This is a genomic window from Streptomyces sp. NPDC003248 (genome assembly GCF_055563235.1).
On record NZ_JBVHDT010000005.1, the window covers coordinates 358930 to 380203 of the forward strand.

Consider the following 21274-nt stretch of genomic DNA (forward strand, 5'->3'; position numbering starts at 1 on the left):
AACGTGCGAGTCCCCGGAAGGCACCGGCTCACCGGAACGTGCGACGGCCCGGCCGTGGGGTCTCCCACGGCCGGGCCGCTACGGCATCGACGGGTGTCGGCGGCTCAGCCGCCGAACTCGTGCAGGCCCTTCAGCGCCTGGTCCAGCAGCGCCTGACGGCCCTGGAGCTCCCGCTCCAGCTTGTCGGCCTTGGCGGTGTTGCCCTGGGCACGCGCCTGCTCGATCTGGGACGTCAGCTTGTCCACGGCCGCCTGGAGCTGACCGGTCAGACCCTCGGCACGCGCCCGCGCCTCCGGGTTGGTCCGGCGCCACTCGGCCTCCTCGGCCTCCTGGATCGCCCGCTCCACGGTGTGCATCCGGCCCTCGACCTTCGGCCGGGCGTCCCGCGGCACATGGCCGATGGCCTCCCAGCGCTCGTTGACCGAGCGGAACGCGGCCCGCGCCGCCTTCAGATCCGTGACCGGGAGGATCTTCTCGGCCTCCTCGGCCAGCTCCTCCTTCAGCTTCAGGTTCTCCGCCTGCTCCGCGTCCCGCTCCGCGAAGACCGAGCTGCGGGCCGCGAAGAAGACGTCCTGCGCGCCGCGGAAGCGGTTCCACAGGTCGTCCTCGTGCTCGCGCTGCGCCCGGCCCGCGGCCTTCCACTCCGTCATCAGCTCGCGGTAGCGCGCCGCCGTCGGACCCCAGTCCACCGAGCCCGACAGCGCCTCGGCCTCGGCGACCAGCCGCTCCTTGGCCCGGCGGGCCTCCTCGCGCTGTGCGTCCAGCTGCGCGAAGTGCGCCTTGCGCCGCTTGGAGAACGCCGAGCGCGCGTGCGAGAACCGGTGCCACAGCTCGTCGTCCGACTTGCGGTCCAGACGCGGCAGACCCTTCCAGGTGTCCACCAGCGACCGCAGCCGTTCACCGGCCGCCCGCCACTGGTCGGACTGCGCCAGCTGCTCCGCCTCCGTGACCAGGTCCTCCTTGGCCTTGCGGGCCTCGTCGGACTGCTTGGCGCGCTGCTGCCTGCGCTCCTCGCGGCGCGCCTCGACGGTCGCGACCAGCTTGTCCAGCCGGGCCCGCAACGCGTCCAGGTCGCCGACCGCGTGGTGCGCGTCCACCTGCTCGCGGATGTGGTCGATGGCGACCTGGGCGTCCTTGGCGGACAGGTCCGTGGTCCGGACCCGCTTCTCGAGGAGGCCGATCTCGACCACCAGGCCCTCGTACTTGCGCTCGAAGTAGGCCAGTGCCTCCTCGGGGGAGCCGGCCTGCCAGGAACCGACGACCTGCTCGCCATCGGCCGTCCGCACGTACACGGTCCCCGTCTCGTCGACGCGGCCCCACGGGTCGCTGCTCACAGCGCCTCCTCCACATGATGCCGGCGGGGAGTTTCGGAGCCCCGGGCATCGTCCACAGTTTCGTCACGGCCAACATAGGCGAACGGCGGGTCGCCTGTCCGCATCCAGCGCGACCGAAATTGCGCAGTTGACCGCCCCTGCCGTCAGGACTTGGTGACCGTCGCCTTGTTGATCACGACCGTCGCGTTCGGGGCACCGTCACCGGCGCCCGTGTTCTCACCCGCGGCGGCGATCTTCTTCAGGACCGTCATGCCGTCGGCCGACACCGTACCGAACGGGGTGTAGCTCGGCGGGAGCGAACTGTCCTGGTAGACGAGGAAGAACTGGCTGCCGCCGGTGTCCGCCTCACCGGTGTTGGCCATCGCGACCGTGCCCGCCGGGTAGATGTCGTCCTTCAGGCTCGTGTCCTTCAGGTTCTCGTCAGGGATGGTGTAGCCCGGTCCGCCGCTGCCGCTGCCCGTCGGGTCGCCGCACTGGAGCACGTAGATCCCGTTGGTGGTGAGCCGGTGGCACTTGGTGTGGTCGAAGTAGCCCTTGCCCGCGAGGAAGTCGAAGGAGTTCACGGTGTGCGGGGCCGCCGACGCCTTCAGCGCGATGTCTATGTCGCCGCACGTCGTCGCCAGCGTCATCGTGTACTTCGCCGACTTGTCGATCGTGATCGCCGGCTCCTTCTTCCAGGTCGCCGTCTTGACGGAGCCCGCCGCGGCCTTCTCGCACGGGTCCTCGACCGCGCTGGGAGTGGCGGACGCGGACGCCTCCGCGCTCGCGCTCGCCTTGTCGTCGTCCTTCATGACGCCCGTGGTGTACAGCGCCAGGCTGCCCACCAGGACCACGCCGAGCACCGACGCGATCACCGAGTTGCGCACGCGCGCCTTGCGCCGCGCGGCCGTGCGGCGCTGCTGCTGCCGCAAGAACTTCTCCCGGGCTAGCTGACGCTTGCGCTGTTCCTGGGTGACCACCGGGTTCTCTCCTCATGCGTCTCGTACGACGGCCGGTACGCGAGCGCCCGGTGAGCCGACCGCGCGCGTGTGCCCCGTACCGTATATGGGTTCGCTGAGGAAACGGCAGCGCCGGTAGGCTCTGACGACGGGCGTAGCCGCTCGCAAGCCCTCCCGTACCGACACAACGAAGGACGATCGTGCTCATTGCCGGGTTCCCCGCCGGGGCCTGGGGGACGAACTGTTATCTCGTCGCCCCCGCCGCCGGTGAGGAGTGCGTGATCATCGACCCGGGCCACCAGGCGGCCCCCGGAGTCGAGGAAGCGATCAGGAAGCATCGGCTCAAGCCCGTCGCCGTCGTCCTCACCCACGGCCACATCGACCATGTCGCCTCGGTCGTCCCGGTCTGCGGCGCGCACGACGTGCCGGCCTGGATCCACCCCGAGGACCGCTACATGATGAGCGACCCCGAGAAGGCGCTCGGCCGGTCCCTGGGGATGCCGCTGATGGGCGAGCTGACGGTGGGGGAGCCGGACGACGTCCGGGAGCTGACCGACGGCGCGCGGCTGGACCTGGCCGGTCTGGAGTTCTCCGTCGCGCACGCGCCGGGCCATACCAAGGGGTCGGTGACCTTCCGGGTGCCCGAGGCCGCGGACGTTCCGTCCGTCTTCTTCTCGGGCGACCTGCTGTTCGCCGGCTCCGTCGGACGCACCGACCTGCCCGGCGGCGACATGGCCGAGATGCTCGACTCGCTGGCCCGCGTGTGCCTGCCGCTCGACGACTCGACCGTGGTGCTGTCCGGCCACGGCCCCCAGACGACCATCGGCCAGGAGCGCGCCACCAACCCGTACCTGCGGCAACTGGCGGAAGACCGCCAAGGACGCGGCGCCTCCGAGGCTCCCCGACGAGGAATGTGACGAGAGACCTCCCGTGAGCACCTTCAAGGCCCCCAAGGGCACGTACGACCTGATCCCCCCGGACAGCGCCACCTACCTCGCCGTGCGCGAGGCGATCGCCGCCCCGCTGCGCACCTCCGGCTACGGCTACGTCGAGACACCCGGCTTCGAGAGCGTCGAGCTGTTCGCCCGCGGTGTCGGCGAGTCCACCGACATCGTGACCAAGGAGATGTACGCCTTCGAGACGAAGGGCGGCGACCGGCTGGCGCTGCGCCCCGAGGGCACCGCGTCCGTGCTGCGCGCCGCCCTGGAGGCCAACCTCCACAAGGCGGGCAACCTGCCGGTCAAGCTCTGGTACTCGGGCTCGTACTACCGCTACGAGCGTCCCCAGAAGGGCCGCTACCGCCACTTCTCCCAGGTCGGCGCCGAGGCGATCGGCGCCGAGGACCCGGCGCTGGACGCCGAGCTGATCATCCTGGCCGACCAGGCGTACCGCTCGCTCGGTCTGCGAGACTTCCGCATCCTCCTCAACAGCCTCGGCGACAAGGAGTGCCGCCCGGTCTACCGGGCCGCCCTCCAGGACTTCCTGCGCGGCCTCGACCTGGACGAGGACACCCTGCGCCGCGCCGAGATCAACCCCCTGCGGGTCCTCGACGACAAGCGCCAGGACGTGCAGAAGCAGCTCACCGACGCCCCCCTCCTGCGCGACTACCTCTGCGACGCCTGCAAGGCGTACCACGAGGAGGTCCGCGACCTGATCACCGCGGCGGGCGTCGCCTTCGAGGACGACCCCAAGCTGGTCCGCGGCCTGGACTACTACACGCGCACGACCTTCGAGTTCGTCCACGACGGTCTGGGCTCGCAGTCCGCGGTGGGCGGCGGCGGCCGCTACGACGGCCTGTCCGAGATGATCGGCGGCCCCGCCCTGCCGTCGGTCGGCTGGGCCCTCGGCGTCGACCGCACGGTCCTGGCACTGGAGGCGGAGGGCGTCGAGCTAGAACTGCCGTCCTCCACCAGCGTGTTCGCCGTCCCGCTCGGCGAGGAGGCCCGCCGCGTCCTCTTCGCCAAGGTCACCGAACTGCGCAAGCTGGGCGTCGCCGCCGACTTCTCCTACGGCGCCAAGGGCCTCAAGGGCGCCATGAAGAACGCCAACCGCAGCGGCGCCCGCTACACGATCGTCGCCGGTGAACGCGACCTCGCCGAGGGCGTCGTCCAGCTCAAGGACATGGAGTCCGGTGAGCAGACGGCGGTCGGCGTCAACGAGATCGTCGCGGAGCTGGAAGCACGGCTCGGCTGACACGCGCGCGGGGGCGCCGGGTGCCGTACAGGGCGCCCGGCGCCTTCGCCGTACGGGAGAACGGAACACCTGCCCGCCGTGTACCGCTCACCCTTATGCGGAGTGAACGGTCCGCACGCGCCTGGGTGCGGCACAATGGCCCTGCCCGAAGAAGGTCCAACTCTCCAGTGACGGAATCGGCGTGATGAGCAAGACGACAGTTCGAGACGTCTCCACCGAGCCCGATCCGGAGCGTGCCGGGGCGGCCGCACCGGGGACGGCGGGCGGCAGCCGGGCGTTCGCGCTGCTGCTGGTGATCACCGGCGCGGCCGGTCTGCTCGCCGCATGGGTCATCACGATCGACAAGTTCAAGCTGCTCGAGGCCAAGGTCGCGGGCACGACGTTCACCCCCGGGTGCAGCCTGAACCCCGTGGTCTCCTGCGGCAGCGTCATGGAGAGCAAGCAGGCCGCCGCCTTCGGCTTCCCCAACCCGATGCTCGGCCTCGTCGCCTACGGCATCGTCATCTGCGTCGGCATGAGCCTGCTGGCCCGCGCCCGCTTCCCGCGCTGGTACTGGCTCACCTTCAACTTCGGCACGCTCTTCGGCGTCGTCTTCTGCGCCTGGCTCCAGTTCCAGTCCCTGTACCGGATCAACGCCCTGTGCCTGTGGTGCTGCCTGGCCTGGGTCGCGACGATCACCATGTTCTGGTACGTGACCTCGTTCAACGTCCGCAACGGCTTCCTGCCCGCCCCGGGCTGGCTGAAGGGCTTCTTCGGCGAGTTCACCTGGGTCCTGCCCGTGCTGCACATCGGGATCATCGGCATGCTGATCCTGACCCGCTGGTGGGAGTTCTGGACCGGCTGACCCGCCTCCGGGGCCGGCTGCCCCGCCTCCGGGCCGGCTGCCCCGCCTCCGGGCCGGGCTGCCCCGTCCCCGGGCCGGCGACCGTCCCGGCCGGACTGTCGGTGCGGTGATTTAGGGTTTCAGCGTGGAGCCCGACCTGTTCACCGCCGCAGCAGAAGAACGCCAGGAGAAGGACCCCGCCGGCAGCCCCCTGGCGGTCCGGATGCGCCCGCGCACCCTCGACGAGGTCGTGGGCCAGCAGCACCTGCTCAAGCCGGGCTCCCCCCTGCGCCGCCTGGTCGGCGAGGGCGCCAAGGGCCCGGCCGGTCCGTCCTCGGTGATCCTGTGGGGCCCGCCCGGCACCGGCAAGACGACCCTCGCCTACGTCGTCTCCAAGGCCACCAACAAGCGCTTCGTCGAACTGTCCGCGATCACCGCCGGCGTCAAGGAGGTCCGCGCGGTCATCGACGGCGCCCGCCGCGCCACCGGCGGCTTCGGCAAGGAGACCGTCCTCTTCCTCGACGAGATCCACCGCTTCAGCAAGGCCCAGCAGGACTCCCTCCTCCCGGCCGTCGAGAACCGCTGGGTGACCCTGATCGCGGCCACCACCGAGAACCCCTACTTCTCGGTGATCTCCCCCCTGCTCTCCCGCTCCCTGCTGCTCACGCTCGAACCCCTCACCGACGACGACCTGCGCGGCCTCATCCGGCGCGCCCTCACCGACGACCGGGGCCTCAAGGGCGCCGTCACCCTCCCCGAGGACAGCGAGGGCCACCTCCTGCGCATCGCCGGCGGCGACGCCCGCCGGGCCCTGACCGCCCTGGAGGCCGCCGCCGGGGCCGCGCTCGACAAGGACGAGACGGAGATCGCCCTCGCCACCCTGGAGGAGACGGTCGACCGGGCGGCGGTGAAATACGACCGCGACGGCGACCAGCACTACGACGTCGCCAGCGCCCTCATCAAGTCCATCCGCGGCTCCGACGTCGACGCCGCCCTGCACTACCTGGCCCGCATGATCGAGGCCGGTGAGGACCCCCGCTTCATCGCCCGCCGCCTGATGATCTCCGCCAGCGAGGACATCGGCCTCGCCGACCCGAACGCCCTGCCGATCGCGGTCGCCGCCGCCCAGGCCGTCGCCATGATCGGCTTCCCCGAGGCCGCCCTCACCCTCAGCCACGCCACCATCGCCCTCGCCCTGGCCCCCAAGTCCAACGCCGCGACGACCGCGATCGGCGCCGCCCTGGACGACGTGCGCAAGGGCCTGGCCGGGCCCGTGCCGCCGCATCTGCGGGACGGGCACTACAAGGGCGCGGCCAAGCTGGGGCACGCGCAGGGGTACGTGTACCCGCACGACCTGCCCGAGGGGATCGCCGCCCAGCAGTACGCCCCGGACGCCGTCACGGGGCGCGAGTACTACACGCCCACCCGGCACGGCGCCGAGGCCCGGTACGCGGACGCGGTGGACTGGACCAGGAAGCACCTCGGTCGCAAGCGCACGTGAGCACCCTGTAGACTCGCCTGAAGTGCCGCGTCCCGTGCAGTCAGAACGGGACAGCCGGCCGGAGTCGGTCCTTAGGGGACCGGCCCAAGGAGCGTCGCGCACCGTCGAACGGTGTCGCGGGCAGCCCACCACCACCCGGAGTCCCGGGACGGTCGGTGGGCCACTCGCGTGCTGCACGTATGTGCCCAGACCAGGGGAGCGGCTGCCCGGCAGGTCCACCAGTGGACCCGACGGGTTTCCCCGGCTGCGAATGCGACCTCCCCCGACCCTGACAAGCCGACACCAGGAAATGAGAGACAGTGGCGAACCAGTCCCGCCCCAAGGTCAAGAAGTCGCGTGCCCTCGGCATCGCGCTGACCCCGAAGGCCGTCAAGTACTTCGAGGCCCGCCCCTACCCGCCGGGTGAGCACGGCCGCGGCCGCAAGCAGAACTCGGACTACAAGGTCCGTCTGCTGGAGAAGCAGCGCCTGCGCGCGCAGTACGACGTGTCCGAGCGCCAGCTCGTCCGCGCCTACGAGCGTGCCTCCAAGGTTCAGGGCAAGACCGGTGAGGCCCTGATCATCGAGCTGGAGCGCCGCCTCGACGCCCTGGTCCTGCGTTCGGGCATCGCCCGCACGATCTACCAGGCCCGCCAGATGGTCGTCCACGGCCACATCGAGGTCAACGGCCAGAAGGTCGACAAGCCCTCGTTCCGCGTCCGTCCCGACGACGTCGTGATGGTCCGCGAGCGCAGCCGCGAGAAGACCCTCTTCTCGATCGCCCGTGAGGGCGGCTTCGCCCCCGACGGCGAGACCCCGCGCTACCTCCAGGTGAACCTCAAGGCCCTGGCGTTCCGCCTGGACCGCGAGCCGAACCGCAAGGAGATCCCGGTCATCTGCGACGAGCAGCTCGTCGTCGAGTACTACGCCCGCTGATCCCCCGGCGGACGCAGGACCCTGCGCCCGGACCCGCCGTCCCGCCGCCCCTCCCGGGCGGCCGGGGCGGCGGGTTCCCGCGTTCTAGGGCCTGTTGCGAAAGTCCCGTCGTCCGCCCGGAGGGCGGGCCTGGCGGCGTCAGGTGCGTGCTCTCGGCGTGCCGGCCCCTGGCCCTCGTACTGGATGTACTTGGGTCAGGGGCCGGTGCGGCGAGAGTGCGTGCATGGCGTCGTCGGGCAGGCGGGACTTTCGCAACAGGCCCTAGGCCCGTGCTCGCGCGCCCCGGCGGCCCGCACCGGCATATCCGGTTCGGAGCGCCGCTCGCGGCGCGATAGGCTCGGTGCACGACTTTTCCGATGCAGAGGCACGTATCAGGGAGCGGGTGCGCAGTGTCCGGTGGAGAGGTGGCCGGCATCCTGGTGGCCGTGTTCTGGGCGATCCTGGTCTCCTTCCTCGCCGTCGCACTGGCGAGGCTGGCCCAGACGCTCAGGGCCACCACCAAGCTGGTCGCGGACGTGACCGAGCAGGCGGTTCCGCTGCTGGCCGACGCCTCCGCCACGGTGCGCTCGGCGCAGACCCAGATCGACCGGGTCGACGCGATCGCCTCGGACGTCCAGGAGGTCACCTCCAACGCCTCCGCACTGTCCACCACGGTCGCCTCCACCTTCGGCGGCCCCCTGGTGAAGATCGCCGCCTTCGGCTACGGCGTACGCCGGGCCCTCGGCGGGCGCAAGGACGACGTGCCCGCGAAGGAGCCCCGGCGTACCGTGATCGTGGGGCGGACCGTCCCGGCCTCGCGGCGGGCGAAGCGGACCTCCCGTGGAAAGAGGGACTGACGCAGCATGTTCCGCCGTACCTTCTGGTTCACCACGGGCGTCGCCGCCGGTGTGTGGGCCACCACCAAGGTCAACCGCAAGCTGAAGCAGCTGACCCCCGAGAGCCTCGCCGCGACCGCGGCCAACAAGGCCCTCGAGACGGGAGCGCGCCTCAAGGACCGCGCGGTGGGCTTCGCGCTCGACGTCCGCGACAACATGGCCCAGCGGGAGGCCGAGCTGGAGGAGGTCCTCGGGATCCACGAGAACCCCGAGCTCTCCGCACCCCGGCGGTACGCCGCCATCGAGAACCGCACCACACCGAAGAACGCCCGGTACATCGAGAACACGGCGTACCCGCGGGCGAAGCACCCGTACAACCGGAATGAGGACCACTGATGGAGTCGGCTGAGATCCGCCGCCGCTGGCTGAGCTTCTTCGAGGAGCGCGGGCACACCGTCGTCCCTTCGGCGTCGCTCATCGCGGACGACCCGACTCTGCTCCTCGTCCCGGCCGGCATGGTGCCCTTCAAGCCCTACTTCCTGGGCGAGGTCAAGCCGCCCTTCGCGCGCGCCACCAGCGTGCAGAAGTGCGTGCGCACGCCCGACATCGAAGAGGTCGGCAAGACCACGCGCCACGGCACGTTCTTCCAGATGTGCGGCAACTTCTCCTTCGGCGACTACTTCAAGGAAGGCGCCATCAAGCACGCCTGGGAGCTGCTCACCAGCCCCCAGGACAAGGGCGGTTACGGCCTGGAGCCGGAGAAGCTCTGGATCACCGTCTACAAGGACGACGACGAGGCCGAGCGCATCTGGCACGAGGTCGTCGGCGTGCCCAAGGAGCGCATCCAGCGCCTCGGCATGAAGGACAACTACTGGTCCATGGGCGTCCCCGGCCCGTGCGGCCCCTGTTCCGAGATCAACTACGACCGCGGCCCCGAGTTCGGCGTCGAGGGCGGCCCCGCCGTCAACGACGAGCGGTACGTGGAGATCTGGAACCTCGTCTTCATGCAGTACGAGCGCGGCGAGGGCATCGGCAAGGACAACTTCGAGATCCTCGGCGAACTGCCCAGCAAGAACATCGACACGGGCCTCGGCCTGGAGCGCCTCGCCATGATTCTGCAGGGCGTGCAGAACATGTACGAGATCGACACCTCCATGGCCGTCATCAAGAAGGCCACCGAGCTGACCGGTGTCGCCTACGGCGACGCCCACGGCTCGGACGTCTCCCTGCGCGTGGTCACCGACCACATGCGCACCTCCGTGATGCTCATCGGCGACGGCGTCACCCCCGGCAACGAGGGGCGCGGCTACGTGCTGCGCCGCATCATGCGCCGCGCCATCCGCAACATGCGCCTCCTCGGCGCCACCGGTCCGGTCGTCAAGGACCTGATCGACACGGTGATCGAGATGATGGGGCAGCAGTACCCGGAGCTGGTCACCGAACGCGAGCGCATCGAGAAGGTCGCCCTCGCGGAGGAGAACACCTTCCTCAAGACGCTGAAGGCCGGCACCAACATCCTCGACACCGCCGTCACCGAGACCAAGCAGTCCGGCGGCACCGTCCTCGCCGGCGACAAGGCCTTCCTGCTCCACGACACCTGGGGCTTCCCGATCGACCTCACCCTGGAGATGGCCGCCGAACAGGGCCTCTCCGTGGACGAGGACGGTTTCCGCCGCCTGATGAAGGAGCAGCGGGAGCGCGCCAAGGCCGACGCCCAGGCCAAGAAGACCGGCCACGCCGGGGTCGGCGCCTACCGCGAGATCGCCGACAAGGCCGGTGAGACCGACTTCATCGGCTACACCGACACCGACGGCGAGTCCACCATCGTCGGCATCCTCGTCGACGGCGTCTCCTCCCCGGCCGCCTCCGAGGGCGACGAGGTCGAGATCGTCCTCGACCGCACCCCGTTCTACGCCGAGGGCGGCGGCCAGATCGGCGACACCGGCCGCATCAAGGTCGACACGGGTGCCGTCATCGAGATCCGCGACTGCCAGAAGCCGGTCCCGGGCGTCTACGTCCACAAGGGCGTCGTCCAGGTCGGCGAGGTCACCGTCGGCGCCACCGCCCACGCCTCGATCGACTCCCGCCGCCGCACGGCCATCGCCCGAGCCCACTCGGCCACCCACCTCACGCACCAGGCCCTGCGCGACGCGCTCGGCCCGACGGCCGCCCAGGCCGGTTCCGAGAACCAGCCCGGCCGCTTCCGCTTCGACTTCGGCTCGCCGTCCGCCGTTCCGACGGCCGTGATGACCGACGTCGAGCAGAAGATCAACGAGGTGCTCGCCCGCGACCTGGACGTCCGCGCCGACGTCATGGGCATCGACGAGGCCAAGAAGCAGGGCGCCATCGCCGAGTTCGGCGAGAAGTACGGCGAGCGCGTCCGCGTGGTGACCATCGGCGACTTCTCCAAGGAGCTGTGCGGCGGCACGCACGTGCACAACACCTCCCAGCTGGGCCTGGTGAAGCTGCTGGGCGAGTCGTCCATCGGCTCGGGCGTGCGCCGCATCGAGGCCCTCGTCGGTGTCGACGCCTACAACTTCCTCGCCCGCGAGCACACGGTCGTCGCCCAGCTCCAGGAGCTGATCAAGGGCCGTCCGGAGGAGCTCCCGGAGAAGGTCTCCGCCATGCTCGGCAAGCTGAAGGACGCCGAGAAGGAGATCGAGAAGTTCCGCGCCGAGAAGGTGCTCCAGGCCGCCGCCGGTCTCGCCGAGTCCGCCAAGGACGTGCGGGGCGTCGCCCTGGTCACCGGACAGGTCCCGGACGGCACCACCGCCGACGACCTGCGCAGGCTGGTGCTCGACGTCCGCGGCCGCATCCAGGGCGGCCGGGCCGCCGTCGTGGCCCTGTTCGCGGTGGCGAACGGCAAGCCGCTGACGGTCATCGCCACCAACGAGGCCGCCCGTGAGCGCGGCCTCAAGGCCGGCGAGCTGGTCCGTACGGCCGCCAAGACCCTCGGCGGCGGCGGTGGCGGCAAGCCGGACGTCGCCCAGGGCGGTGGCCAGAACCCGGCCGCCGTCGGCGAGGCCGTCGACGCCGTCGAACGGCTCGTGGCGGAAACGGCCAAGTGAACGCCGAGGCACGGACGAGCGGGGACGGCCGGGGCATGCGCCGCGGCCGTCGCCTCGCGCTCGACGTCGGGGACGCCCGGATCGGGGTCGCCTCGTGCGACCCCGACGGGATCCTCGCCACGCCGGTCGAGACGGTCCCCGGCCGGGACCTCCCGGCGGCGCACCGCCGGCTGAGGCAACTGGTCGGGGAGTACGAGCCGATCGAGGTCGTGGTCGGTCTTCCCCGCTCCCTCAAGGGGGGCGAGGGCCCGGCGGCCGTCAAGGTCCGCGGCTTCGCCCAGGAGCTGGCCCGGGGTATCGCGCCGGTCCCGGTCCGGCTCGTCGACGAGCGGATGACGACCGTGACGGCCAGCCAGGGACTGCGCGCCTCGGGCGTGAAATCCAAGAAGGGGCGGTCCGTCATCGACCAGGCAGCCGCCGTGATCATCCTGCAACAGGCGCTGGAATCCGAACGGGTGTCAGGCAGTGCACCGGGCGAGGGCGTCGAAGTGGTCGTCTGATCGCGATACGGTAACGTTCCGCGCGATGCGGCGGTGTTCGAACAGCTGCCGCACAAGAAGAGGCGGAACGGTGGCGGGTCCCGCAGGGCCGCGCGAACCGCCGCCTCGCGGCTCTAGGGGATCGATGACTGAGTATGGCCGGGGCCCAGGCTCCGAACCGTGGCATCCGGAGGACCCGTTGTACGGGGACGGCGGATGGGAAGGGCAGCAGGCCCACGTCGGCCATCAGCCTGCCTACGGCGGCCAGCCGCAGCACTACCCGCAGGAGCCGCAGCAGACGGCGTACGGCCAGTGGGACCACGGCCAGGCGAACGGACCGCAGCAGTACGGTCAGCAGCAGTACGACCAGCAGTCCTACGACGGACAGCAGTACCAGCAGTCCTACGACCAGCAGCAGCACTACCAGCAGTACGCCCATCAGGGTCACCCAGGTCACCCAGGGCATCAGGGCCACCCGGAGCACCAGGGGCACCCGGGGCCGCCAGGGCCCGAACAGGGCTACCAAGAGGGCGGCTGGGACGCCACCGGAACGCACGCGCACGTCCCCTACGCCGCTGATCCGGGTGACCCGTACGGGCAGCAGGCCGCCGCCTACGGTGCCGAGCAGCCCGACTTCTACGGCACGCCGGACGCCTACCCGCCACCGGAGCCACCCGGCCGGAGACGGACCGAGCCGGAACCGGAGCCGGAAGCGGAGGCCGGGGAGCAGCGGCCCGACTGGGACCCGGGCCCCGACCAGGGCGAGCACGCCTTCTTCGCCGGAGGCGCCGACGACGAGGACGACGACGAGCCGGAGGGCCGCGGGGACCGTCGCGGCCGCGGTGGCAAGAGCGCCAAGGGCAAGAAGCGCCGCAATGGATGCGCCTGTCTCGTCGTCGTACTGGTGTTCGGCGGCGGTATCGTCGGGGTGAGCTATTTCGGTTACCAGTTCTACCAGAATCGTTACGGCGTGGCCCCGGATTATGCGGGCGACGGCAACAGCCAGACCGTGAGCGTCGAGGTGCCCAAGGGGGCGGGCGGTGCGGAGATCGGCCGTCTGCTGAAGGAGGCGGGCGTGGTCAAGAGCGTGGACGCCTTCGTGTCCGCGTTCACGAGCGATCCCGACGGGGCCCAGATCCAGGCCGGCGCGTACATCCTCAAGAAGGAGATGTCCGCGAAGAGTGCCGTCGAGATGATGCTGGACCCGAAGAGCCAGGCCAATCTGATCGTCAAACCCGGCCAGCGCACCTATCAGGTCTACAAGGCGATCGACGAGAAACTCGGCCTTTCCTCCGGCACCACCCGCGGTGTCGCCGAGAAGCAGTTCGACGATCTCGGTCTGCCCAGCTGGGCGAACAGCGACAGCGACATCAAGGACCCGCTGGAGGGATTCCTCTACCCGGGCACCTATCCGGCGGCCAAGGGCATGAAGCCCGCGGCGGTGCTGGAGGAGATGGTCCAGCGGGCCAACGAGGCCTACGGCAAGTACGACCTGGAGGCCAAGGCGGCGGCGCTCGACCTGGAGAACCCGTTGCAGGTCATCACGGTCGCCAGCCTCGTCCAGGCCGAGGGCAAGACGGACGACGACTACCGCAAGATGGCGGAGGTCGTCTACAACCGGCTCAAGCCGACGAACACCGAGACCAACCAGTTGCTCCAGTTCGACTCGTCCTTCAACTACCTGAAGAACGAGAGCAACATCCACATCAGCGAGTCCGAGATCAACAGCAATCAGGACCCGTACAACACGTACACCCACAAGGGCCTGCCGCCGGGACCGATCGGAAACCCGGGCGCCAACGCCCTCACGGCGACGCTGAATCCGACGGGCGACGGCTGGATCTACTTCGTCGCGACCGACGGCGAGAACAACACGGAATTCGCGAAGACCTACGCGCAATTCCAGGAGCTCAAGAACAAGTTCAACGAGAGTGCCGGTAACTGAGGCCATGAGTGACACAGCCAGGACGCAGCACGTCCACCGCCACCGGGCAGCCGTGCTCGGCAGCCCCATCGCCCACTCCCTCTCCCCGGTGCTGCACCGCGCCGCGTACCAGGTGATGGAGCTCCCGGACTGGACGTACGACCGCTTCGACGTCGACGAGGCCGCCCTGCCCGCCTTCGTCGACGGACTCGGCCCCGAGTGGGCGGGACTGTCGCTGACCATGCCGCTCAAGCGCGCGGTGATCCCGCTGCTCGACGAGATCAGCGAGACGGCGGCCTCCGTCGAGACGGTCAACACCCTCGTGTTCACCGAGGACGGCCGCCGCGTCGGCGACAACACCGACATCCCCGGCATGGTGGCGGCGCTGCGCGAGCACGGGGTCGAGCAGGTCGACTCGGCGGCGATCCTCGGCGCCGGCGCCACCGCCTCCTCCGCGCTGGCCGCCCTGGCCCGGGTCTGCACCGGCGAGGTCGTCGCGTACGTACGCAGCGAGGCCCGCGCCGCCGAGATGCGGGAGTGGGGCGAGCGCCTCGACGTCGAGGTCCGTACGGCGGACTGGGCGGACGCGGCCGATGCGCTGCGCTTCCCGCTGGTCGTCGCGACGACCCCCGCCGGGACGACGGACGCCCTCGCCGCCTCGGTGCCGGAGCGGCCCGCCACCCTCTTCGACGTGCTGTACGAGCCGTGGCCGACCGAGCTCGCCGCCCGCTGGTCCATGTTCGGCGGTGCCGTCGTCAGCGGACTCGACCTGCTGGTGCACCAGGCGGTGCTCCAGGTGGAGCAGATGACCGGGCGCGGCCCGGCCCCCGTGGACGCCATGCGGAAAGCGGGCGAACACGCGCTCGCCGCGCGCTAGGGCCTGTTGCGAAAGTCCCGCCTGCCCGACGACGCCATGCACGCTCCCCCAGCCTCCGGCCGGGGGGACCCCCACTCGCCGCACCGGCCCCTGACCCAAGTACATCCAGTACGAGGGCCAGGGGCCGGCACTCCCCCAGCCTTCGGCCGGGGGGACCCCCAGAGCACGCACCTGACGCCGCCAGGCCCGCCCTCCGGGCGGACGACGGGACTTTCGCAACAGGCCCTAGGCGCACCGGACCGCCGGGGCTGCGCAGGGGCGCAGCGCAGTCGCGAGGTGAGACCCTCCAGGTCGCCCCCGAAGGCCGTCCCGAGCACGCCCGCCGGCCGGCCCGGCAGCCCCGGCAGCCTGCCCCGGCAGGCCCTCCCGGCCCCGCCGCACCCGATGCCGCCGGGCCGGGAGCCGGGCCGATCGCCGCGCCGACCTCCTCCGCGCCCACGCCCCGCGGCAGCGGCCGGACGGCCCGCGCCGGGCCCCGCTCCGCGCCCCCGGGCGTCCGCCTGATGGACCGGCGGCCGGGCCGGGTCGTGGACGTGGGAGGATCGGAGGTGGCGGACCTGGGTCGCGCACCCGGTCACGCCGTTGCCGTACGCGAGGACACGCGTACGCAGGGCAGTACCAGGCGCGAGCACTGAGGAGCACCGTTGAGCAGGTTGCGCTGGCTGACCGCGGGGGAGTCCCACGGTCCCGCACTCGTGGCGACGCTGGAGGGCCTTCCGGCCGGCGTGCCGATCACCACGGAGATGGTCGCGGACCATCTGGCGAGGCGCCGGCTCGGCTATGGGCGCGGTGCCCGGATGAAGTTCGAGCGGGACGAGGTCACCTTCCTCGGCGGTGTCCGCCACGGTCTCACCCTCGGCTCCCCGGTCGCGGTCATGGTGGGCAACACCGAGTGGCCGAAGTGGGAGCAGGTGATGGCGGCCGACCCGGTCGACCCGGAGGTGCTGGCGGGTTCCGCGCGCAACGCGCCGCTGACCCGCCCCCGCCCGGGCCACGCCGACCTGGCGGGCATGCAGAAGTACGGCTTCGACGAGGCCCGTCCGATCCTGGAGCGCGCCTCCGCGCGGGAGACGGCGGCCCGGGTCGCGCTGGGCGCGGTCGCCCGGTCGTACCTGAAGGAGACGGCCGGCATCGAGATCGTCTCCCACGTGGTGGAGCTGGCGGCGGCGAAGGCGCCGTACGGTGTCTACCCGACGCCCGCGGACGTGGAGCGGCTGGACGCGGACCCGGTGCGGTGTCTGGACGCGGACGCGTCGAAGGCGATGGTCGCGGAGATCGACCAGGCGCACAGGGACGGCGACACCCTCGGGGGTGTGGTGGAGGTGCTGGCGTACGGGGTGCCGGTGGGGCTGGGTTCGCACGTGCACTGGGACCGCAAGCTGGACGCGCGGCTGGCGGGCGCCCTGATGGGCATCCAGGCGATCAAGGGCGTGGAGATCGGCGACGGTTTCGAGCTGGCCCGGGTGCCGGGTTCGAAGGCGCACGACGAGATCGTCGGCACGCCGGAGGGCATCCGCCGCGCCACCGGCCGCTCGGGGGGCACCGAGGGCGGTCTGTCCACGGGTGAGCTGCTGCGGGTGCGTGCGGCGATGAAGCCGATCGCGACCGTGCCGCGTGCCCTGCGGACCGTGGACGTGGCCACCGGCGAGGCGACGCAGGCCCATCACCAGCGTTCGGACGTGTGCGCGGTGCCGGCGGCGGGGATCGTCGCGGAGGCGATGGTGGCGCTGGTCCTCGCGGACGCGGTCGCGGAGAAGTTCGGCGGCGACAGTGTCGCCGAGACCCGCCGCAACGTGCGCTCCTACCTCGACCACCTCCCCGTCCGATGAGCGGGCCGCTGGTCGTCCTGGTCGGGCCGATGGGCGTCGGCAAGTCCACCGTCGGGCAGCAACTGGCCGAACAGCTGAAGGTCGCCTACCGGGACACCGACGACGACATCGTCGCCGAGCAGGGCCGCACCATCGCCGACATCTTCGTCGAGGAGGGCGAGCCCGCCTTCCGCGCCATCGAGAAGGCCGCCGTGCACCGCGCGCTCGCCGACCACGACGGCGTCCTGGCGCTCGGCGGCGGCTCGGTCCTGGACGCGGACACCCGCGCCCTGCTGTCCGGGCTGCGGGTGGTCTACCTGTCGATGGACGTCGAGGAAGCCGTACGGCGCACCGGCCTCAACGCGGCCCGCCCGCTGCTCGCGGTCAACCCGCGCCGGCAGTGGCGCGAGCTGATGGAGGCGCGGCGGCACCTGTACGAAGAGGTCGCCACGGCCGTCGTGGCGACGGACGGCCGCACCCCCGACGAGGTCACCCGAGCCGCCCTGGACGCCCTGGAGTTGAAGGAAGCATGAGTGAGGAAGTGACACGGATCCGGGTCGGCGGCAGCGCGGGCTCCGAGCCGTACGAGGTGCTCATCGGCCGCCGGCTCCTCGGTGAGCTCGGCGGGCTGATCGGGGACCGCGCCCGGCGGGTCGCGGTCATCCACCCGGAGGCCCTCGCCGAGACCGGTGACGCGCTCCGCGCCGACCTGGCCGAGCAGGGCTACGAGGCCGTCGCCATCCAGGTGCCCAACGCCGAGGAGGCGAAGACCGCCGAGGTCGCCGCCTACTGCTGGAAGGCGCTCGGCCAGTCCGGGTTCACGCGCACCGACGTCGTGGTGGGCGTCGGCGGCGGCTCGACGACCGACCTGGCCGGTTTCGTGGCCGCCACCTGGCTGCGCGGGGTGCGCTGGATCGCCGTCCCGACGACGGTGCTGGCCATGGTCGACGCCGCTGTCGGCGGCAAGACCGGCATCAACACCGCCGAGGGCAAGAACCTCGTCGGTTCCTTCCACCCCCCGGCCGGCGTGCTGTGCGACCTGGCCGCGCTGGACTCCCTCCCGGTCAACGACTACGTCTCCGGGCTCGCGGAGATCATCAAGGCCGGCTTCATCGCCGACCCGGCGATCCTCGACCTCGTCGAGTCCGACCCCGAGGCCGCCCGCACCCCGGCCGGCCCGCACACCGCCGAGCTGATCCGGCGGTCCATCCAGGTCAAGGCGGACGTCGTCTCCTCCGACCTGAAGGAGTCGGGCCTGCGGGAGATCCTCAACTACGGCCACACCCTGGCCCACGCCATCGAGAAGAACGAGCGGTACAAGTGGCGCCACGGCGCCGCCGTCTCGGTCGGCATGCACTTCGCCGCCGAACTCGGCCGCCTGGCGGGCCGGCTGGACGACGCCACCGCCGACCGCCACCGCACGATCCTGGAATCGGTCGGGCTGCCGCTGCACTACCGCCACGACCAGTGGCCCAGGCTGCTGGAGACCATGAAGGTCGACAAGAAGTCCCGCGGCGACCTCCTGCGCTTCATCGTCCTCGACGGCCTGGCCAAGCCGACCGTCCTGGAGGGCCCGGACCCGGCGGTCCTGCTCGCCGCGTACGGCGAAGTGGGCCAGTAGGCAACACCGCGGGTCCGCGGGCTCCGCACTCCTCCGCGCCCGTGGACGTCCCGTCCGCCCGATCCCCTTTCCCCGCCGGGCACTTCGGACCGCCCCCGGCCGTTTCACCAAACGGCGGCCGGGGGCGGTACCGTTCAGTGCCGGCGGGGGTCAGCGCCCCCGCGGCCGGGGGCCATCGCCCGCGGCGAGCGAGCCGAAGGGGCCGTGGCGCTCCGGAGGCGAACCGAGCCCGAGAAGAACGAGACGGAGTGGCACCGGATGCAGCACGCAGTGGGTTCTCCGCTGCCGCCGCCCCACCAGCCGGGGCACGGACCGGCCGTCGGCTGGTCACCGGCCGCACAGCACCCGGGTCCGCAGCGGCCCGGCGGCACCCCCCAGCAGAGCGCCCCCGTGCCTCCGCCGCACCGGGCACCGGGCTTCACCGGAGCACCCCCCTCGGGCCCGGTCCCGCCCGCCCCCCAGCCGCCGGTCCCTCCCGTGCCCCACCCCCCGGCCCCGCAGCACGCGCCCGCCCCGCCGGTCCCCGACACCACCGGGCACGTCCCGCTGCCCCCCGGCGGCCCCGTGCCCATGCCCAGCCCGCCCCCCGCCCCGACCGGGCCCGACCCGGCGGCCACCACCCTCGCGGTGCTGCTGATCGGCCCCGCGGGCGCCGGGAAGACGAGCGTCGCCAAGTTCTGGGCCGACCACCGCCGGGTGCCCACCGCCCACATCAGCCTCGACGACGTGCGCGAATGGGTCCGCTCCGGCTTCGCCGACCCGCAGCGCGGCTGGAACGACAACTCCGAGGCCCAGTACCGCCTGGCCCGCCGCACCTGCGGCTTCGCCGCCCGCAACTTCCTGGCCAACGGCATCTCCTGCATCCTCGACGACGCGATCTTCCCCGACCGCCCGGCCGTCGGCCTCGGCGGCTGGAAGCGCCATGTGGGCCCCGGCCTGCTCCCGGTCGTGCTCCTGCCCGGCCTGGAGGTCGTCCTGGAGCGCAACGCCGAACGCTCCGGCAACCGCCGCCTCACCGACGAGGAGGTCGCCCGCATCCACGGCCGCATGGCCGGCTGGTACGGCTCCGGCCTGCCGATCATCGACAACTCCCAGCTCGACGTCCCCGCGACGGCGCGGATCCTGGACGACGTCCTCGCGCGGGCGATCGCCAGCCCGCCCAAGTGGTGACCGGAACCGCGCCCCCGTCACCCCACTCGGCGGCTCCCAACCGGCACAATCCGGTCACCGCTCCTACGCTCGACTCATGTCAGAGGTCTACGCGTCCCGCCGAACCCGCCTTCGGGAGCGCTGCAACGCGTCCGGCAACGCGGCAGCGCTCGTCACCCGTCCCGCCAACGTCCGGTACCTCACGGGCGCCGCGCCCCGCAGCGCCGTCCTGCTGCTGGGCGAACGCGAGGACCTGCTGGTCTGCTCGGGCCCGGTCGAGGACCGGCCGGGCGACGGCCGGCCCGACGAAGCACTGAGGGTGCACACCCTCCCGAGAGCCGGCGGTGACCCCGCGGTGGCCGCCGCCGGCCTCTGCGCGGACCAGGGTGCCGACTCCCTCGCCGCCGAGGAGCACCACCTCACGGTGGCGCGCCACCGCGCCCTGCACTCGGTCGCCCCCCGGCTGCGCCTCGCCGACCTCGGAGGCGCGGTCGAACAGCTCCGGGTCGTCAAGGACGAGGAGGAGATCTCCTGCCTGCGCATCGGCGCCGAGATCGCCGACCAGGCCCTCGGAGAACTGCTCGAGTCCATCCTCGTCGGCCGCACCGAACGCCACCTCGCCCTCGAACTGGAACGCCGTCTCGTCGACCACGGCGCGGACGGGCCCGCGTTCCCCACCTCCGTGGGCACCGGACCGCACTCCGGCCGGCGCGGCCACCGGCCCACCGACCGGCGTGTGGAGGAGGGCGACTTCCTCTCCGTCTGCCTGGGCGCGGTGTACCGGGGCTACCGCTGCGAGATCGGCCGCACCTTCGTCATCGGCACCTCCCCGGCGGACTGGCAGGTCGAGCTGTACGACCTCGTCTTCGCCGCCCAGCGGGCCGGCCGCGAGAGCCTCGCGCCCGGCGTCGCCTACCGTGACGTGGACCGTGCCGCGCGCCAGGTGCTGGACGCCGCGGGGTACACGGAAGGCCTGCCGGTGATGACCGGGCACGGTGTCGGACTCGAAATCGACGAGGACCCGCAGCTGGCCCCCGCGGCCATGGGTAAACTGGACGCTTGCGTGCCGGTCACCGTCGAACCGGGGGTCCACCTCCCGGGCCGGGGCGGTGTCCGGATCGATGACACGCTCGTCGTGCGCCCCGAGGCGGACGGCGGACCCGAGCTACTCACCATCACGACCAAGGAGCTGCTCGCGCTCTAGCCTCGAGCTGTGCGCCCGCCCCGGGTCGTCCACGTCAGTCCAGGAGATTCCGCAACCGTGGCTTCCACGAACGACCTCAAGAACGGCCTGGTGCTCAAGCTCGAAGGCGGCCAGCTCTGGTCCGTCGTCGAGTTCCAGCACGTCAAGCCCGGCAAGGGCCCCGCATTCGTGCGCACCAAGCTCAAGAACGTGCTGTCCGGCAAGGTGGTCGACAAGACCTTCAACGCCGGCGTCAAGGTCGAGACGGCCACTGTCGACAAGCGCGACATGCAGTTCTCGTACATGGACGGCGAGTACTTCGTCTTCATGGACATGGAGACCTACGACCAGCTCATGGTCGACCGCAAGGCCGTGGGCGACGCCGCCAACTTCCTGATCGAGGGCTTCACGGCCACCGTCGCGCAGCACGAGGGCGAGGTGCTCTTCGTCGAGCTCCCGGCCGCCGTCGAACTCGTCGTCCAGGAGACCGAGCCGGGCCTCCAGGGCGACCGCTCCACCGGTGGCACCAAGCCCGCCACGCTGGAGACCGGTCACCAGATCCAGGTCCCGCTCTTCATCACCACCGGTGAGAAGATCAAGGTCGACACCCGCACCAGCGACTACCTCGGCCGGGTGAACAGCTAACC

General features: G+C 71.6%; 19 protein-coding genes. 17 read left to right on the forward strand and 2 right to left on the reverse strand.

Translation table 11 applies throughout. The features are described 5' to 3' along the window. Positions 1–104: 104 nt before the first annotated feature. Together ACZ3KJ_RS15590 and ACZ3KJ_RS15595 are read right to left on the reverse strand one after the other, a co-directional pair. Positions 105–1334, reverse strand: a complete 1230-nt coding sequence (locus tag ACZ3KJ_RS15590; protein WP_467527275.1) for a DUF349 domain-containing protein — start codon at positions 1332–1334, stop codon at positions 105–107. Positions 1335–1477: 143 nt separating this feature from the next. Then, positions 1478–2293, reverse strand: a complete 816-nt coding sequence (locus ACZ3KJ_RS15595) for a peptidylprolyl isomerase (RefSeq protein ID WP_467527277.1) — start codon at positions 2291–2293, stop codon at positions 1478–1480. Between the two features lie 179 nt (positions 2294–2472). On the opposite strand from ACZ3KJ_RS15595, the gene ACZ3KJ_RS15600 reads away from it, so the two are divergent. From ACZ3KJ_RS15600 to efp, 17 genes are all read left to right on the forward strand, one after another. Beyond that, positions 2473–3189 carry an MBL fold metallo-hydrolase gene (locus ACZ3KJ_RS15600; protein WP_467527279.1) on the forward strand — a complete coding sequence of 239 codons (717 nt, stop codon included), beginning with the start codon at positions 2473–2475 and terminating at the stop codon, positions 3187–3189. Positions 3190–3202: 13 nt separating this feature from the next. Next, entirely contained in the window at positions 3203–4465 is a 1263-nt protein-coding gene (gene hisS / locus ACZ3KJ_RS15605) for a histidine--tRNA ligase (protein ID WP_467527280.1), read from the forward strand. A gap of 184 nt (positions 4466–4649) precedes the next feature. Continuing rightward, positions 4650–5309 carry a vitamin K epoxide reductase family protein gene (locus tag ACZ3KJ_RS15610; RefSeq protein ID WP_467527282.1) on the forward strand — a complete coding sequence of 220 codons (660 nt, stop codon included), beginning with the start codon at positions 4650–4652 and terminating at the stop codon, positions 5307–5309. Between the two features lie 124 nt (positions 5310–5433). Then, positions 5434–6789, forward strand: coding sequence for a replication-associated recombination protein A (locus tag ACZ3KJ_RS15615; RefSeq protein WP_467527284.1), 1356 nt, complete (start codon positions 5434–5436; stop codon positions 6787–6789). A 299-nt stretch (positions 6790–7088) separates the two neighbouring features. After that, positions 7089–7703: a 30S ribosomal protein S4 gene (rpsD, locus tag ACZ3KJ_RS15620; protein WP_129796831.1), complete on the forward strand. Its 615-nt coding sequence runs from the start codon at positions 7089–7091 to the stop codon at positions 7701–7703. 389 nt (positions 7704–8092) lie between these two features. Continuing rightward, positions 8093–8539, forward strand: coding sequence for a DUF948 domain-containing protein (locus ACZ3KJ_RS15625; protein ID WP_389519607.1), 447 nt, complete (start codon positions 8093–8095; stop codon positions 8537–8539). 6 nt (positions 8540–8545) lie between these two features. Continuing rightward, on the forward strand, positions 8546–8914 hold the full coding sequence (locus tag ACZ3KJ_RS15630; RefSeq protein WP_389519605.1) for a hypothetical protein: 369 nt from the start codon (positions 8546–8548) through the stop codon (positions 8912–8914). Next, positions 8914–11586 (forward strand): alanine--tRNA ligase, encoded by a 2673-nt coding sequence (gene alaS, locus ACZ3KJ_RS15635; RefSeq protein WP_467527287.1) that lies wholly within the window; start codon positions 8914–8916, stop codon positions 11584–11586. The genes ACZ3KJ_RS15630 and alaS overlap by 1 nt, the downstream gene beginning before the upstream one ends. Before the next feature lie 35 nt (positions 11587–11621). Beyond that, positions 11622–12086 (forward strand): Holliday junction resolvase RuvX, encoded by a 465-nt coding sequence (gene ruvX / locus ACZ3KJ_RS15640; protein WP_467527444.1) that lies wholly within the window; start codon positions 11622–11624, stop codon positions 12084–12086. A 124-nt stretch (positions 12087–12210) separates the two neighbouring features. Next, complete coding sequence (gene mltG, locus ACZ3KJ_RS15645; RefSeq protein ID WP_467527289.1) at positions 12211–14010, forward strand: endolytic transglycosylase MltG; 1800 nt, start codon at positions 12211–12213, stop codon at positions 14008–14010. A gap of 4 nt (positions 14011–14014) precedes the next feature. Next, positions 14015–14866, forward strand: a complete 852-nt coding sequence (locus tag ACZ3KJ_RS15650) for a shikimate dehydrogenase (protein WP_467527291.1) — start codon at positions 14015–14017, stop codon at positions 14864–14866. A 644-nt stretch (positions 14867–15510) separates the two neighbouring features. Beyond that, complete coding sequence (aroC, locus tag ACZ3KJ_RS15655; RefSeq protein ID WP_467527292.1) at positions 15511–16695, forward strand: chorismate synthase; 1185 nt, start codon at positions 15511–15513, stop codon at positions 16693–16695. After that, on the forward strand, positions 16692–17207 hold the full coding sequence (locus ACZ3KJ_RS15660) for a shikimate kinase (protein WP_467527294.1): 516 nt from the start codon (positions 16692–16694) through the stop codon (positions 17205–17207). The genes aroC and ACZ3KJ_RS15660 overlap by 4 nt, the downstream gene beginning before the upstream one ends. Then, entirely contained in the window at positions 17204–18295 is a 1092-nt protein-coding gene (gene aroB, locus ACZ3KJ_RS15665) for a 3-dehydroquinate synthase (RefSeq protein ID WP_467527295.1), read from the forward strand. The genes ACZ3KJ_RS15660 and aroB overlap by 4 nt, the downstream gene beginning before the upstream one ends. A 258-nt stretch (positions 18296–18553) precedes the next feature. Continuing rightward, entirely contained in the window at positions 18554–19465 is a 912-nt protein-coding gene (locus tag ACZ3KJ_RS15670) for a Pro-rich N-terminal domain-containing protein (protein WP_467527296.1), read from the forward strand. A 76-nt stretch (positions 19466–19541) separates the two neighbouring features. Then, positions 19542–20648 carry an aminopeptidase P family protein gene (locus ACZ3KJ_RS15675; RefSeq protein ID WP_389519589.1) on the forward strand — a complete coding sequence of 369 codons (1107 nt, stop codon included), beginning with the start codon at positions 19542–19544 and terminating at the stop codon, positions 20646–20648. A gap of 57 nt (positions 20649–20705) precedes the next feature. Continuing rightward, positions 20706–21272, forward strand: coding sequence for an elongation factor P (gene efp, locus ACZ3KJ_RS15680; protein WP_020117452.1), 567 nt, complete (start codon positions 20706–20708; stop codon positions 21270–21272). Positions 21273–21274 lie beyond the last annotated feature (2 nt).